Here is a 14,520-nt window from a genome sequence, read left to right as displayed (position 1 = left end):
TAGCTCTGTGCGGCCGCGGGTACGGGCACAGCAGAAACCCGGTACGGCTTCGGCGTTTCTCAGGGGTGCTGAAGGACCAGATCGGCTGCTCAGTCACACTGCGCCCTTGCGCCCACCCTCGGCACGATTGCATAAAAGTGCAGAGCTGCGTATAGTCATGCCATCACCGATGGAGGGTTCGATGGCAGTACGAGCAGCAGTCGCAGGAGCGAGCGGATACGCGGGCGGGGAACTGCTCCGACTGCTCCTGGCCCACCCCGGGACCGAGATCGGCGCCCTCACCGGCAATTCCAACGCAGGCCAGAAGCTCGGTGGCCTGCAGCGGCATCTGCTGCCGCTCGCCGACCGGGTGCTCGAACCGACCACCCCCGAGGTGCTCGCCGGGCACGACGTCGTCTTTCTCGCCCTCCCGCACGGGCAGTCCGCCGCCGTCGCCGAGCAGCTCGGCGGCGATGTGCTCGTCATCGACATGGGTGCCGACTTCCGGCTCAAGGACGCCGCCGACTGGGAGGCGTTCTACGGCTCCCCGCATGCCGGGACCTGGCCCTACGGCCTGCCCGAACTGCCGGGTGCCCGTGCCGCGCTGGAGGGGTCCAAGCGCATCGCGGTGCCCGGCTGCTTCCCGACCGCCGTGCTGCTCGCGCTCGTCCCCGCGTACGTCGCCTCCCTCGCCGAGCCCGAGGCCGTGATCACCGCGGCGTCCGGCACCTCCGGCGCGGGCAAGACGCCCAAGCCGCATCTGCTCGGCTCCGAGGTGATGGGGTCCATGACCCCGTACGGCGTCGGCGGCGGCCACCGTCACACGCCCGAGATGATCCAGAACCTCAGCGCCGCGGCGGGGGAGCGGGTCACCGTCTCCTTCACGCCGACCCTCGCGCCGATGCCCCGCGGCATCCTCGCCACATGCAGTGCGAAGGCCAGGCCGGGCACGACCGCGGCCGATGTGCGGACCGCGTACGAGAAGGCGTACGCGGACGAGCCGTTCGTCCACCTGCTCCCCGAGGGGCAGTGGCCGTCGACCGCGTCCGTCTACGGTTCCAACGCCGTTCAGGTCCAGGTCGCGTACGACGGGGCCGCGGACCGCATCATCGCGATCAGCGCCATCGACAACCTCACCAAGGGCACCGCCGGCGGCGCGGTGCAGAGCATGAACATCGCCCTCGGGCTCCCCGAGGACACAGGACTTTCCACGATCGGAGTGGCACCGTGAGCGTCACGGCAGCAAAGGGATTCACGGCGGCCGGTATCGCCGCCGGGATCAAGGAGAACGGCGGTCCGGACCTGGCTCTCGTGGTCAACAACGGTCCGCGCCGCGCCGCCGCGGGCGTCTTCACCTCCAACCGCGTCAAGGCCGCTCCGGTCCTGTGGTCCGAGCAGGTCCTGCGCGGCGGCGAGGTCAGTGCCGTCGTCCTCAACTCCGGCGGCGCCAACGCCTGTACGGGCCCCAAGGGCTTCCAGGACACCCACGCCACCGCCGAAAAGGTCGCCGAGGCTCTCGAGGGCCACGGTGCCTCCGAGGTCCCCGCCGGAGAGGTCGCCGTCGCCTCCACCGGCCTCATCGGCCTGCTGCTGCCCATGGACAAGCTGCTGCCGGGCATCGACAAAGCCGCGGCCGAGCTGAGCGAGCACGGGGGCGAGAAGGCCGCCATCGCCATCAAGACCACCGACACCGTCCACAAAACGTCCGTGGCCTCCAAGGACGGCTGGACCGTCGGCGGAATGGCCAAGGGCGCTGGCATGCTCGCCCCAGGGCTCGCCACCATGCTCGTCGTCCTGACCACCGACGCCGACCTCGAAGCCGCGACCCTCGACAAGGCCCTGCGCGAGTCGACCCGCCTGACCTTCGACCGGATCGACTCCGACGGCTGCATGTCCACCAATGACACCGTGCTGCTGCTGGCGTCCGGAGCGAGCGGGATCACGCCCCGGTACGAGGACTTCGCCGAGGCCGTGAAGAGCGTCTGCGACGACCTTGCCCGTCAGCTCATCGGTGACGCCGAGGGCGCCAGCAAGGACATCCGTATCGAGGTCGTCAACGCCGCGACCGAGGACGACGCCGTCGAGGTGGGCCGCTCGATTGCCCGTAACAACCTCCTCAAGTGCGCCATCCACGGTGAGGACCCCAACTGGGGCCGGGTCCTGTCGGCCATCGGCACCACGAAGGCCGCGTTCGAGCCGGACCGGCTCAATGTCGCCATCAACGACGTGTGGGTCTGCAAGAACGGCAGCGTCGGCGAGGACCGCGACCTCGTCGACATGCGCTACCGCGAGGTGAAGATCACCGCCGACCTCGCCGCCGGGTCCGAGTCCGCGGTCATCTGGGCCAACGACCTCACCGCGGACTACGTCCACGAGAACAGCGCGTACAGCTCATGACGAACGCCACGCGCAAGCACACCGCACTGCCGAAGGCCCAGATCCTCATCGAGGCGCTGCCCTGGCTGACCCGGCACAACGGCAGGACCGTCGTCATCAAGTTCGGCGGCAACGCCATGATCGACGAGGATCTCAAGGCCGCCTTCGCCCAGGACGTCGTCTTCCTGCGCCAGGCCGGGCTCAAGCCGGTCGTCGTGCACGGCGGCGGCCCGCAGATCAACGCGCAGCTGGACCGGCACGGCCTGGTCAGCGAGTTCAAGGCGGGCCTTCGGGTCACCACGCCCGAAGCCATGGACGTCGTACGGATGGTGCTCGCCGGGCAGGTCCAGCGCGAGCTCGTCGGGCTGCTCAACCAGCACGGGCCGCTCGCCGTCGGCATGACAGGCGAGGACGCCCACACCATGACCGCGACCAAGCACCAGCCGCAGATCGACGGAGAGCTCGTCGACATCGGCCGGGTCGGCGAGATCACCGAGATCGACACGGGCGCCATCCAGGCGCTCCTCGACGACGGACGCATTCCGGTCATCTCCTCCATCGCGCGCTCCGCCGACGACCACCACGTCTACAACGTCAACGCCGACACCGCCGCTGCCGCCCTGGCCGCGGCGCTGGGTGCCGAGACGCTGATGGTTCTCACCGATGTCGAGGGCCTGTACGAGGACTGGCCGCAGAGCGACGAGGTGATCAGCAGGCTCACCGCGAGCGAGCTGGAGAAGCTGCTGCCGGACCTCTCCAGCGGCATGGTCCCCAAGATGGAGGGCTGCCTGTTCGCCGTACGCAACGGGGTGAACACCGCCCGCGTGATCGACGGCCGCGTACCGCACTCGATCCTGCTGGAGATCTTCACCGACGAGGGCATCGGCACGATGGTCCTGCCCGACGGACTGGGGGAATCATGAGCAACCAGGAGTTCACGCGGCGGTGGCAGGGCGTGATGGCCGACAACTACGGCACGCCCAAGCTGTCGCTCGTCCGCGGCGAGGGCGCCACCGTCTGGGACGCGGACGGCGTGCGGTACACCGACTTCGTCGGCGGTATCGCCGTCAACGCGCTCGGCCATGCCCATCCCGCCGTCGTCGAGGCCGTCTCCCGCCAGATCGCCTCCCTGGGTCATGTCTCCAACCTGTATGTCGCCGAGCCGCCCCTCGCGCTCGCCGAGCGGCTGATCCAGCTCTTCGGGCGCCCCGGACGCGTTTTCTTCTGCAACTCCGGCGCGGAGGCCAACGAAGCCGTCTTCAAGATCGGCCGGCTCACGGGCCGCCGGCACATGGTCGCCACCGCCGGCGGCTTCCACGGCCGCACGATGGGCGCCCTCGCGCTCACCGGACAGCCGGGCAAGCAGGAGCCGTTCCTGCCGCTGCCGGGAGATGTCAGCCACGTGCCGTACGGGGATGCCGAGGCGCTGCGGGCCCAGGTCACCGAGGAGACCGCGCTCGTGATCATCGAGCCGATCCAGGGCGAGAACGGCGTGGTCGTCCCGCCCAAGGGCTATCTGGAGGCCGCCCGGCAGATCACCCGGGCGACCGGCACGCTTCTCGTGCTCGACGAGGTCCAGACGGGCATCGGGCGGACCGGCCACTGGTTCGAGCACCAGGCCCACCAGGGCATCGAGCCCGATCTCGTCACGCTCGCAAAGGGGCTCGGCGGCGGGCTCCCCCTCGGCGCGACGATCGCGTTCGGCGAGGCGGCCGAGCTGCTGAAGCCGGGGCAGCACGGCACCACCTTCGGCGGCAACCCGGTCGCCTGCGCCGCCGGCCTCGCCGTACTCGACACGCTCGCGGCCGGCGGAATCCTCGACGAGGTCAAGCGACTCGGCGAGAAGATCAGGGACGGAATCGAATCCCTGGGCCATCCGCTGGTCTCACATGTCCGTGGCGCGGGCCTGTTGCTGGGTATCGTGCTCACCGAGCCCCTCGCGCCCCAGGTGCAGCAGGCGGCTCAGAGCGCCGGCTTCCTGGTGAACGCCCCCGCCCCCGATGTCGTACGGCTGATGCCTCCACTGATCATCGGCGAGGCGGACGTGGACGGATTCCTCCGGGCCCTGCCGGGCGTTCTCGACGCAGCCAACGGGGATGGACGAGCCGGAGAATGAGACGACGATGACCGAGGCGCAGGACACCGAGCACGGCGGGCCCGCCGTACCCCAGACCCGCATGGCCCGCCACCGCCGGATCGTGGACATCCTCAACCGGCAGCCGGTGCGCTCGCAGAGCCAGCTGGCCAAGCTCCTCGCGGACAACGGACTGAGCGTCACCCAGGCGACGCTCTCCCGGGACCTCGACGAGCTGGGCGCGGTGAAGATCCGCAACACCGGCGGCGAGCTGATCTACGCGGTGCCCAGCGAGGGCGGCTTCCGCACCCCGCAGGCGCCGCTCGGTGAGTCGGCGAAGGAGGAGCGGATGCGGCGCCTTTCCGCGGAACTCCTCATCTCCGCGGAGGCCTCCGCCAACCTCGTGGTCCTGCGTACGCCGCCGGGCGCCGCGCAGTTCCTTGCCTCGGCCATCGACCAGGCCGAACTGCACGACATCCTCGGCACCATCGCGGGCGACGACACGCTGATGCTCATCAGCCGGGACCCGGCGGGCGGCCAGGCGCTGGCCGACCATCTGCTGCGCCTGGCTCAGAACGACCGCTGAGGCCAGGCGCCGGCGGGTCCGGTCGTCAGACAGTCAACTTCGCCGTGTGGCGGGCGAATCCGCTGGTCCGCCAGGTGCTGCCGTCGGCATTGACCGCAAAGCCCTCGGTGTCGGGCAGCTCCTCCAGCCAGTCCCGGGCCCGCCCGCCCATGGCGTACGCGGCGGTCGCGCGGGCGTCCGCGTGGGTCAGCCCCGGGCAGACGACGGTCATCGACGCCAGGGCCTCGGCGGGTGGCCGACCGGTGTGCGGGTCGAGGATGTGACAGCCGCGCTCGGCCGGACCCGAGGTGGCGACGGCGAGGCCCTCGTCGGCCTCGATCACCGTGAGGAGCCCGCCCGGGTGCAGCGGGTCGCTGACGCCCACCCGCCAGGGGCCGCCGTACAGCTGGATGTCGCCGCCTCCGTTCAGGCAGACCGCATCCGCACCGGAGGAGGCGAGCATGCGGACCGCGCACTCCACGGCCCAGCCCTTGACCAGGCCGGTCGGATCCAGCTCTCCGGCGTAGCGGGCGGTGAACCAGCCTTCGCTCTCCCGCTCGGCCGCGGCGCACAGATCGAGTACTTCGGCGACCTCGGTCACGCAGTCCCCGAGCGAGAGTTCGCCGCGGGCGAGCCGGCTGAGCTGGCTGCCGGGACGGTACGTCGAGAAGGTCTCGTCCACACGGTGCAGCCCGGCCACGGCGGCGGCGAGTCCGGCGCGCACCCTGGGAGAGGCGCCGGCGTCGGCGATACGGATGTCGAACGAGAAGACCGTGCCCATGGAGTGCTCGACATGGCGCAGACGCTCCCGGCCGTCGGGCATCACAGACCGGCCTTGTCGAGCGCGCTCTGCAGGGACTTGATGTAGCCCTCGCTGGTGTAGCTGGCCCCGGAGACGGCGTCGATCTGTGCGCTCTGCGCCGTGAGTGCTGCCTGGTTGAGCTGGGGGACTGCGGTGGCGGCGATCCGCCGGCTGTTGGCGTCGGAGTCGGGTGTCTTGACGGCGTCGGCCGCGGTGACCTTGCCGCCGGTGACCGTGATCCGGACCTGCACCGGGCCGTACTGGGTGTCGGCCACGTTCCCGAGGACGGTCTTCGCCGCCGCGGCGCCACCGGAGCCGGAGCCGGAACCCGAGCCCGGGTTCGAGCCGGAACCCGAGCCCGAGCCGGCGGCTTCACCGGAACCCGAACCCGATCCCGCGTCGGAACCCGAGCCGGAACCGGCGGTCTCGGCACCGGAGCCCACCGCCCCCGCCTTGTCGAGCGCGCTCTGCAGGGACTTGATGTAGCCCTCGCTGGTGTAGCTGGCCCCTGAGACGGCGTCGATCTGTGCGCTCTGCGCCCTCAGCACGGCCTGGTTGAGCCGGGGGATTGCGTCGGCGGCGATCTGTCGGCTCTTGGCCTCGGCGCTGGGCGCCTTCACCGCCTGGGCCCCGGTGATTCTGCCGCCGCTGAGGGTGAGCTGGACCTGGACGTCGCCGTACTGTGTGCCGGCGCTGTCACCGAGCACCGTCGCTCCCGCGCCGGCTCCGTTTCCGGCGGACGCCGAGCCGGCGGGCGGCACCTGCGAGCCGGCCTGCGACGACGCCTCCGCCACGCTGGTGCCAGGCTGCTTCAGCGCGAGCAGAAGCACGACAGCGGACGCCGTGGCGGCGGCGCCGATCATGATCCGGCGAAGTGGATGTTTCCTCTTCAAGGACGGCCTCACATCTCGAAGGACTCGTGGTGGATCCGGCGGGACGGCACTCCCGCTGCGCGCAGTGCCTGGTACGACTCCTCTGCGAGGCCGGGCGGCCCGCAGAGATAGACGTCGTGCTCGTCGATGTCGGGCAGCACTTCCTTCAGCCGCTCGGAGGTGATCTCGGGCCGGGCTCCGTCCGGACCGTTCACCGCGTACATCAGCTGTGCGTCCCGGCGCTCAGCGATCTGCTGGAGCTCGCTCCAGAGCGCCAGGTCCTGCTTCTTGCTGGCCCGGTAGAGCAGCGTCAGGTCGCCCGGGCCGCCGGGCAGCGTCTCGAACAGTGCCCGCAGCGGGGTGATTCCGGCGCCGCCCGCGATCAGCAGCACCTTGTTGCGGCTCCGTCGGCCGGCGGTCATGGCTCCGTACGGGCCTTCTGCCCAGATCCGCGTCCCCGGCTCCAGCCGGGACAGGGCCGTGCTGTGCTTGCCGACCGCCTTGACGGTGATACGCATCAGAGTGGGGCGGGGCGCCGCGGAGAGCGAGTACGGATTGGCGCTCCAGCGCAGCCCCTTGGTGAGGAACCGCCAGCGGAAGAACTGACCCGCCTCGGCGCCGAGCCGGTGCAGCCGCCGCCCGGTGATCAGCACGGAGACCACACCGGGTGCCTCTTCCACGGTCGACTCGACCCGCATCCGGTGCCAGAGATTGAGCCGCACGGGCGCCAGGACGCGGTACCAGACCAGCAGCGCGCCGACCGCCCCGTACAGCACGTACCAGACGGTGCGCACGGTCGGGTTCGCCACGAACTCGGCACCCGTCGCCAGCTGGTGCCAGAAGGTCAGATACACCGCGACATAGGTGAGAAGGTGCAGGTAGTACCAGGTCTCGTACGCCATCCGCCGACGGACTGCCCCGGCCGAGACGAAGCCGATGAGCAGCAGGAGCCCGGTGCCGATCGCCGCCTTGATCATTTCGGGGAAGTCGACGACGACGGTTACCGTCTGCTCCACGAGGCCGGTACGGGCCTGAACGGCGTACCCCCAGAGGGTCAGCACGACATGCGCGACGATCAGACTGATCGCGTAGCGTCCGCTCATCGCGTGCCAGCGGGTCACCCGGTCGGAACCCACCCGCCGCTCCAGAGCCGGAACGCGTGCCATCAGCAGGACCACCAGCGCGATCACGTATCCGCCCAGCAGGCCGGTGATCCTGCCGGCACCGATCAGCCACTCGGCGGTGGTCATGTGCACCACCGCCGTGTTCTGCCACCACAGGGAAAGGACGGCCACCGCCCCTGCCCAGGTGACGGCCAGCAGCGCCACCGCCGGGTCGCGCCGCGGGCGGATCGCACGCATGGTCTGACGCCTTGCGGCCCGACCGGTCTGCAACATCACCACGGCTGCTCCTCGCCTGTACCACTTTCGCGTACGGGAATACGCGTACGAGGCGCGTGGAGTTCAACTCGAGGGGCGCTTGTGCAATCTGTGGCTCGGCCGCCCCGGTCAGTAGCGCGTGAGGGCCGTGCGTCCGGAAGCGGTGCCGATGGCGATGTGCGGGTTGCGGTGCTGGTCGGCCCAGGCCAGGATCCGGCTCATGGCAGCCTCCGGCACCGAGACACAACCGGCCGTCGCGCCGCGCCCGTTGACGTGCAGAAAGATCCCGGCGCCGCGGCCGCGCACCGGACGGTCGTAGTTGAAGCCGATGACCATCGCGTGGGCGTACTGCGGGCGGTAGGCAGTCAGATGCTCGGACTCGGCGGCCCGGCAGTCCGCGGGCAGTGACTCCACCCAGCGGTTGTACGCGCGGGACGCGGTGTCCTGGCACCACCAGGACGCCTTCGTCACGCGGCGATAGGTGTACGCGGTCCCGGCGGGCGCCGCCTCGATCCCGAAGGCGTACGGCAGCCGGTACAGCCCGGTCGGCGTGGTGCTGGTGCCCTGCTTGCGGAGGGCGCCCTCGACCAGTCCCTTCGCGCCGAACCGCGCCACGGCCGATCCCGCGACCACCCACCGGCCGTCACCGCGGCGGTCCCACCAGGTCACCGTGCCCGTGGTGGAGCCGGGCCGCGCGGCCTCGGCGGTGATCAGCTGGGACCCGCCGCCGGTGTCGGCCATCCGCGCGGGCAGCGGCGCGCGGACAGGCGCGTGAACCGGCGCGGCGCCCGCCGATGCGGACAGCACGAAAGCGACCACGAAGGAGACGACGAACAGAACAGGACCGAGGAGAGAAGCCTTGCGCATAGGGGCGACCGTATGCCCTCCCGGCCCCGGCGGCATCGCCGTTGGTCCGTACGGCTCAGGGTGTCGGCGGCAGCGGCAGGGGGAGCCCCGGAAGCCCGTCCATGCTGCTGGCGATGTCCGGCTTCTTCTCGAAGTACGCACTGAGCGACGCGTCGTCCTCGCGCGAGAACCGCCGGCCGTGCGTCTCACGGTCCCCGTCGTACGTCATGTACGGCACCGCGAATCCGCAGCTGTCCCGGACGACTTCGGCCCGTACGACGATGATGGCGCGCAGCCCGTGCGGGGTGGTGTCGATGTCCGGGAAGTGCGCCAGCAGCTCCTTCCAGCGCGGATCGTCCCGGAAGACGGGCTCGCCGTGGCCGTGCACCCGCACGATGTTCGGCGGCCCCTGGAAGGCGCACCACATGAGGGTGATGCGGCCGTTCTCGCGGAGGTGGGCGATGGTCTCGTTGTGGCTCCCGGCGAAGTCGAGGTAGGCCACGGTCCGGTCGTCGATGACGGCGAAGGAGCCCGTCAGACCCTTGGGGGACAGGTTGACCGTCCCGTCGCCGGACAGCGGCGCGGTCGCCGTGAAGAAGAGGGGCTGTTCCTCGATGAAGGTGCGCAGTCGGCCGTCTATCCGTTCGTAGAGCTTTCCCATGCCACGGATTATCGGCGACCGGGTCCGGTCGCCGGGTCCGTTTTCACGGGGAGATACCCAACTGCCGGCGCAGTCGGCTCAGGACGTATTCGCTGAACAGATGGGTGCAGCGGTCGAGCAGCGCAGCCACCTCGGCGTCGCCGAGCGGGACATCGGCCGGCGGCACCGTCCAGAGCTGGATGGTCTGCCCGGCCAGTGCCCGAAGCCTGGGGTTCTCGTCCGTCAGCAGATGCACTGCCGCCCGGAGTTGGGTGACGCCGCCCTGTGCGCGCAGCAGCCGGAAGGCGGCCTTCCTGGTGTGGGCGGGGCGGTCCGCGGCCATCCGCCGCGTCAGCCACGCCTCGGGCAGCTGTTCCGCGGACGGGAGGAGGGCGGCGGCCGCCTCCCGGGCCACGGACGGCGAGGGGTCGTCCAGCAGCGGCAGCAGCAGCTCGGTGTCGGCCCGGTCGAGCAGACGCAGACCGGCGACCGCGGCGGCGCGGACCGGCCCGGACGGGTGGGGGAGCAGCGGCACCAGCAGCGCCGCGTCCGTGCGCGTTCCGGACTCGGCCAGCCCCAGCGGCGCCGCGGGCGGCAGTTTCGGGTCGGACGGGTCGGCGCACAGCTCCCGGTAGAGCGGCAGCGGATCGGTGCCGTGCTGCCTCAGCACCCAGCGCGCGCAGGCGCGGACGAGTCCGGAGCGGTCGACGAGAAAGGGTTCGGCCTGCGCCGGACGCCCCGCCCGGCGCAGCGCGGTGACACCCGCCGAGCGCACCCGCGGCTGTCGGGACAAGAGCAGCGGGCCCAGTACCTCGTCGCACGCGCCCTCGCGTACGGCGGCGAGTGCCGCCTCGGCGCAGAGAACCTGGATGACGACGTCGCCGTCACCGGCGGCGGTACGGGCCAGGCTCGCCGGGGAGAGCAGCCGCTCCTGGACCGCCAGGCGATGAGCGAACCGGCGCGTGGTGCGATCCCCGCCGGCGAGCAGCGCTTCGACATTCTCCCGCGGCCCCTCCCGCAGAGTCCGGTCCAGCAGGTCTCGGGCGAAGGTGCCGTGGCCGCGCGTGGCGACGCGGAGCACCAGGGCGGCAAGGGCGACCAGGTCCGGCCCGCCGACGTCGGGCAGCGCGCTCGCCAGCAGCGGCCGGGCCCGCTCGCGCACCGGCGCGGCCCAGTCCGCGCAGCGGATCACGATCAGCGGCAGCAGCCCGGGGAAGTCCGCGGCCCGCTCGATCACGGCCTCCCGGATCCGGCCGTCGACATGGCACAGCGCGAGAGCGAGCTCGCTCTCGCTGAGCGGAGCGCGCGCCCGGAGCTTCAGCTGGAGGCCCTCGATCGGGTCCCATGCGATCCGGCGGCCCTCGATGCGGGCGCGGGACGGAAGGACGGCCGGCCCGAACCGCGCCCGCTCGCGTATGCCCACATCGAGGGCCGTCCAGGCCGAGGCGTCGGCCGTGTCGATGACCGTATGGGGCGACTCGCCGTCCAGGAGTCTGCCAGCCCACGCGTACCTGGTCCGAAGGTCCGTCGTCACTGCCGCTCCCCCTGGTTGTGCCTGCGATGAGAGCCGATCGTAGGTGGGCCCCATGGCCGGGCGCCGCCGAAATAGGGGCCGCCCAGGGGCCGCGTTGACGAAACATACGGAGTAGTGCATAGTTATGCCTATCGTTGAATGCACCGTAAGGAGAAACCCGTGACCGAGCGCGTCGTACTCGCCTACTCGGGCGGCCTGGACACCTCCGTCGCCATCGGCTGGATCGCCGAGGAGACGGGCGCCGAGGTCATCGCAGTCGCCGTGGACGTCGGCCAGGGCGGCGAGGACCTGGACGTCATCCGCAAGCGCGCGCTCGCCTGCGGTGCGGTGGAGGCCGAGGTCGCCGACGCCAAGGACGAGTTCGCGGACGAGTACTGCCTTCCGGCGATCAAGGCCAACGCCCTCTACATGGACCGCTACCCGCTGGTCTCCGCCCTCTCCCGGCCGACGATCGTCAAGCACCTCGTCGCCGCCGCCGAGAAGCACGGCGCCGGCATCGTCGCCCACGGCTGCACCGGCAAGGGCAACGACCAGGTGCGGTTCGAGGCCGGTATCTCCGCCCTCGGTCCCGACCTGAAGTGCATCGCCCCGGTCCGTGACTACGCGATGACCCGGGACAAGGCGATCGCCTTCTGCGAGGAGAAGCAGCTCCCGATCGCGACCACCAAGAAGTCGCCGTACTCCATCGACCAGAACGTCTTCGGGCGGGCCGTCGAGACCGGCTTCCTGGAGGACATCTGGAACGGGCCGATCGAGGACATCTACGAGTACACCTCGAACCCCGCGATGCAGCGGGAGGCCGACGAGGTCGTCATCTCCTTCAAGGAAGGCGTCCCGGTCGCCATCGACGGCAAGCCCGTCTCCGTCCTTCAGGCCATCCAGCAGCTCAACGAGCGGGCCGGAGCCCACGGCATCGGCCGGATCGACATGGTCGAGGACCGGCTCGTCGGCATCAAGTCCCGTGAGGTGTACGAGGCGCCGGGCGCGATCGCGCTGATCACCGCCCACCAGGAGCTGGAGAACGTCACGGTCGAGCGCGAGCTGGCGCGCTACAAGCGGCAGGTCGAGCAGCGCTGGGGCGAGATGGTCTACGACGGCCTGTGGTTCTCCCCGCTCAAGCGGGCTCTTGACGGCTTCATCAACGAGGCCAACCAGCACGTCACGGGCGACATCCGGATGACCCTCCAGGGCGGCCGCGCCGTCGTCACCGGCCGGAGGTCGGACGAGTCGCTGTACGACTTCAACCTCGCCACCTACGACTCGGGCGACACGTTCGACCAGTCCAAGGCGCAGGGCTTCATCGAGCTCTTCGGCCTGTCGTCGAAGATCGCGGCGAAGCGCGACCTCGCCTGATTCCATACTCGTATTAGGCCGCCTCCCCGTTGCTCCGCGGCGGGGAGGCGGTTGCACATCCACCCTCATGAGGAGCTTCAGCTGTGAGCAGCAACAACGGTGACGTCCGGCTCTGGGGCGGCCGGTTCGCCGACGGTCCTGCCGAGGCACTGGCAAAGCTGTCCGCGTCGGTCCACTTCGACTGGCGTCTCGCGCCGTACGACATCGCCGGTTCGCGGGCGCACGCGCGCGTGCTGCACAAGGCGGGCCTGCTCACGGACGACGAGCTCCAGCGCATGCTGGCCGGGCTCGACCAGCTCGAAGCGGATGTCGCTGACGGGTCCTTCGTGGGCACGATCGCCGACGAGGACGTGCACACCGCCCTCGAGCGAGGCCTGCTGGAGCGTCTCGGCCCCGACCTCGGCGGCAAACTTCGGGCCGGGCGCTCGCGGAACGACCAGGTGGCCACCCTGTTCCGGATGTATCTGCGGGACCACGCCCGCATCATCGGGGGCCTGATCGCCGGCCTCCAGGACGCGCTGGTGGGTCTGGCAGAGGCGCATCCGGACGTCGCGATGCCCGGCCGTACGCATCTTCAGCACGCACAGCCGGTGCTCTTCGCCCACCATGTCCTGGCACATGTCCAGTCGCTGTCCCGGGACGCGGAGCGGCTGCGGCAGTGGGACGAGCGGACCGCCGTCTCCCCGTACGGCTCGGGCGCGCTCGCCGGCTCCTCGCTCGGCCTCGATCCGGAATCGGTCGCCGCGGACCTGGGCTTCGAACACGGCTCGGTGGGCAACTCCATCGACGGCACGGCCTCGCGGGACTTCGTCGCGGAGTTCGCCTTCATCACCGCGATGATCGGTGTCAATCTGTCGCGGATCGCGGAGGAGATCATCATCTGGAACACGAAGGAGTTCTCCTTCGTGACCTTGCACGACGCGTTCTCGACCGGGTCGTCGATCATGCCGCAGAAGAAGAACCCGGACATCGCGGAGCTGGCGCGCGGCAAGTCGGGCCGTCTGATCGGCAATCTGACGGGCCTGATGGCCACGCTGAAGGCACTGCCGCTCGCGTACAACCGCGACCTCCAGGAGGACAAGGAGCCGGTCTTCGACTCCTGCGACCAGCTGGAGGTTCTGCTCCCGGCCTTCACCGGGATGATGGCGACGCTGACCGTCAACCGCGAGCGGATGGAGGAGCTGGCCCCGGCCGGTTTCTCGCTCGCGACGGACATCGCGGAGTGGCTGGTCAAGCAGGGCGTGCCGTTCCGGGTGGCGCACGAGGTGGCGGGGGAGTGCGTCAAGGAGTGCGAGGCGCTCGGCATCGAGCTCGACCAGCTCACGGACGCGCAGTTCGCGAAGATCTCGCCCCACCTGACCCCCGAGGTCCGCTCGGTCCTGAACGTCCCCGGCGCTCTGGCCTCGCGAAACGGCAGGGGCGGCACGGCACCTTCGGCCGTTGCGGTGCAACTGGCCGAGCTGAAGGCGGACTTGGCGGTCCAGCACGCGTGGGCCACTGCCAAGGAGTAGCGCCTGCGCCGCCGCGTGGCGTCTATGCCGCCGCCCAGTCCGCGAGCGCGTCGAAGTCCGGCCGGGTCAGCCCGATGCCGGGGTGGACGCGCAGCAACAGGGCGGCGGCCAGGTGCCGTTGCGCCACCCACTCCTGGTCCAGGGCGGTCATCTCGTCGTCGACCCAGGCGAACGGCCGCCCCGCCGCGTACTCCAGGATGTACTGCGTCTTCCAGAAGGTCCCGCGAGGGGCCTTTCCGTGCATCTGGGGCCAGTCGATGAATGGGAGTTCGGGCAGGCCGAGATGGGGACCTATCCACTCGTTCGCCTCGCCCTTCCAGGTGGTCGCCCAGACGAGCTCGTACACGTCGGCCAGCGCCAGCAGCTCCACCCCGTGCTCCGGGTTGAGCCAGACGCGCAACGGTTTGCCCTCCGTCCAGCCGGACGGCCGCATCCGGTGGGTGCCGTATCCCTCCGGTCTGCGCTGCGGCCGCGCCGCGTACGGATTGAGCGGGCCGTCGATGTCGATCAGTAGCAACGGCTTCATGCGCACATGCTCTCTTTTCCGCGTCGGATGAGGCGACGCATTATCGTGTGAGACATTCATGTC

Annotated in this window: 14 protein-coding genes; 7 read left to right on the top strand and 7 right to left on the bottom strand. The window is 70.5% G+C overall.

Translation table 11 applies throughout. From position 1 onward, the window contains the following. Window positions 1-181: 181 nt before the first annotated feature. The 5 genes from argC to OG741_RS08080 are packed head-to-tail and all read left to right on the top strand — an operon-like array spanning window position 182 to window position 5,015. A complete protein-coding gene (gene argC, locus OG741_RS08100; protein ID WP_405596149.1) occupies window positions 182-1,210 on the top strand; it encodes an N-acetyl-gamma-glutamyl-phosphate reductase in 1,029 nt (342 codons plus the stop codon). Beyond that, window positions 1,207-2,376, top strand: coding sequence for a bifunctional glutamate N-acetyltransferase/amino-acid acetyltransferase ArgJ (gene argJ / locus OG741_RS08095; RefSeq protein ID WP_405596148.1), 1,170 nt, complete (start codon window positions 1,207-1,209; stop codon window positions 2,374-2,376). Before argC ends, argJ begins: the two co-directional genes overlap by 4 nt. Next, window positions 2,373-3,278, top strand: a complete 906-nt coding sequence (gene argB / locus OG741_RS08090) for an acetylglutamate kinase (RefSeq protein WP_405596147.1) — start codon at window positions 2,373-2,375, stop codon at window positions 3,276-3,278. The genes argJ and argB overlap by 4 nt, the downstream gene beginning before the upstream one ends. Beyond that, entirely contained in the window at window positions 3,275-4,471 is a 1,197-nt protein-coding gene (locus tag OG741_RS08085; RefSeq protein WP_405596146.1) for an acetylornithine transaminase, read from the top strand. Before argB ends, OG741_RS08085 begins: the two co-directional genes overlap by 4 nt. Window positions 4,472-4,478: 7 nt before the next feature. Further along, window positions 4,479-5,015 carry an arginine repressor gene (locus OG741_RS08080; RefSeq protein ID WP_324982540.1) on the top strand — a complete coding sequence of 179 codons (537 nt, stop codon included), beginning with the start codon at window positions 4,479-4,481 and terminating at the stop codon, window positions 5,013-5,015. Window positions 5,016-5,040: 25 nt separating this feature from the next. On the opposite strand, the gene OG741_RS08075 is transcribed toward OG741_RS08080, so the two are convergent. The 6 genes from OG741_RS08075 to OG741_RS08050 form a co-directional block, all read right to left on the bottom strand. Beyond that, window positions 5,041-5,817, bottom strand: a complete 777-nt coding sequence (locus OG741_RS08075) for an FAD:protein FMN transferase (protein WP_405596145.1) — start codon at window positions 5,815-5,817, stop codon at window positions 5,041-5,043. Then, window positions 5,817-6,659 (bottom strand): FMN-binding protein, encoded by an 843-nt coding sequence (locus tag OG741_RS08070; RefSeq protein ID WP_405596144.1) that lies wholly within the window; start codon window positions 6,657-6,659, stop codon window positions 5,817-5,819. Before OG741_RS08070 ends, OG741_RS08075 begins: the two co-directional genes overlap by 1 nt. Window positions 6,660-6,697: 38 nt before the next feature. Continuing rightward, window positions 6,698-8,029: a ferric reductase-like transmembrane domain-containing protein gene (locus OG741_RS08065; protein ID WP_405596143.1), complete on the bottom strand. Its 1,332-nt coding sequence runs from the start codon at window positions 8,027-8,029 to the stop codon at window positions 6,698-6,700. Window positions 8,030-8,176: 147 nt separating this feature from the next. Then, window positions 8,177-8,914: a L,D-transpeptidase gene (locus tag OG741_RS08060; protein ID WP_405596142.1), complete on the bottom strand. Its 738-nt coding sequence runs from the start codon at window positions 8,912-8,914 to the stop codon at window positions 8,177-8,179. A 55-nt stretch (window positions 8,915-8,969) separates the two neighbouring features. Next, entirely contained in the window at window positions 8,970-9,554 is a 585-nt protein-coding gene (locus OG741_RS08055; RefSeq protein ID WP_266478467.1) for a pyridoxamine 5'-phosphate oxidase family protein, read from the bottom strand. A gap of 43 nt (window positions 9,555-9,597) precedes the next feature. Further along, window positions 9,598-11,067, bottom strand: a complete 1,470-nt coding sequence (locus OG741_RS08050; RefSeq protein WP_405596141.1) for a hypothetical protein — start codon at window positions 11,065-11,067, stop codon at window positions 9,598-9,600. Window positions 11,068-11,226: 159 nt separating this feature from the next. On the opposite strand from OG741_RS08050, the gene OG741_RS08045 reads away from it, so the two are divergent. Then, a complete protein-coding gene (locus OG741_RS08045; RefSeq protein ID WP_405596140.1) occupies window positions 11,227-12,420 on the top strand; it encodes an argininosuccinate synthase in 1,194 nt (397 codons plus the stop codon). Between the two features lie 83 nt (window positions 12,421-12,503). Then, the gene (gene argH, locus OG741_RS08040; protein WP_405596139.1) at window positions 12,504-13,931 is read left to right on the top strand and encodes an argininosuccinate lyase; all 1,428 of its coding nucleotides are present in this window, start codon (window positions 12,504-12,506) and stop codon (window positions 13,929-13,931) included. A gap of 22 nt (window positions 13,932-13,953) precedes the next feature. Here the strand turns inward: argH and OG741_RS08035 are convergent, their stop codons facing one another. Next, window positions 13,954-14,457: an HAD domain-containing protein gene (locus OG741_RS08035; RefSeq protein ID WP_405596138.1), complete on the bottom strand. Its 504-nt coding sequence runs from the start codon at window positions 14,455-14,457 to the stop codon at window positions 13,954-13,956. Window positions 14,458-14,520: the final 63 nt, after the last annotated feature.

Source organism: Streptomyces sp. NBC_01410 (genome assembly GCF_045040195.1).
Classification (GTDB): Bacteria; Actinomycetota; Actinomycetes; order Streptomycetales; family Streptomycetaceae; genus Streptomyces.
Note: the sequence above shows the minus strand (reverse complement) of the source record. Positions and strands in the feature narration are given on the sequence as shown.

What these genes read in the sequence shown, in the direction of transcription:
- argC (WP_405596149.1), top strand. Translation starts at nt 182, where the DNA reads ATGGCAGTACGAGCAGCAGTCGCAGGAGCGAGCGGATACGCGGGCGGG.
- argB (WP_405596147.1), top strand. Translation starts at nt 2,373, where the DNA reads ATGACGAACGCCACGCGCAAGCACACCGCACTGCCGAAGGCCCAGATC.
- OG741_RS08085 (WP_405596146.1), top strand. Translation starts at nt 3,275, where the DNA reads ATGAGCAACCAGGAGTTCACGCGGCGGTGGCAGGGCGTGATGGCCGAC.
- OG741_RS08080 (WP_324982540.1), top strand. Translation starts at nt 4,479, where the DNA reads ATGACCGAGGCGCAGGACACCGAGCACGGCGGGCCCGCCGTACCCCAG.
- OG741_RS08075 (WP_405596145.1), bottom strand. Translation starts at nt 5,817, where the DNA reads ATGCCCGACGGCCGGGAGCGTCTGCGCCATGTCGAGCACTCCATGGGC.
- OG741_RS08070 (WP_405596144.1), bottom strand. Translation starts at nt 6,659, where the DNA reads ATGATCGGCGCCGCCGCCACGGCGTCCGCTGTCGTGCTTCTGCTCGCG.
- OG741_RS08065 (WP_405596143.1), bottom strand. Translation starts at nt 8,029, where the DNA reads ATGCGTGCGATCCGCCCGCGGCGCGACCCGGCGGTGGCGCTGCTGGCC.
- OG741_RS08060 (WP_405596142.1), bottom strand. Translation starts at nt 8,914, where the DNA reads ATGCGCAAGGCTTCTCTCCTCGGTCCTGTTCTGTTCGTCGTCTCCTTC.
- OG741_RS08055 (WP_266478467.1), bottom strand. Translation starts at nt 9,554, where the DNA reads ATGGGAAAGCTCTACGAACGGATAGACGGCCGACTGCGCACCTTCATC.
- OG741_RS08035 (WP_405596138.1), bottom strand. Translation starts at nt 14,457, where the DNA reads ATGAAGCCGTTGCTACTGATCGACATCGACGGCCCGCTCAATCCGTAC.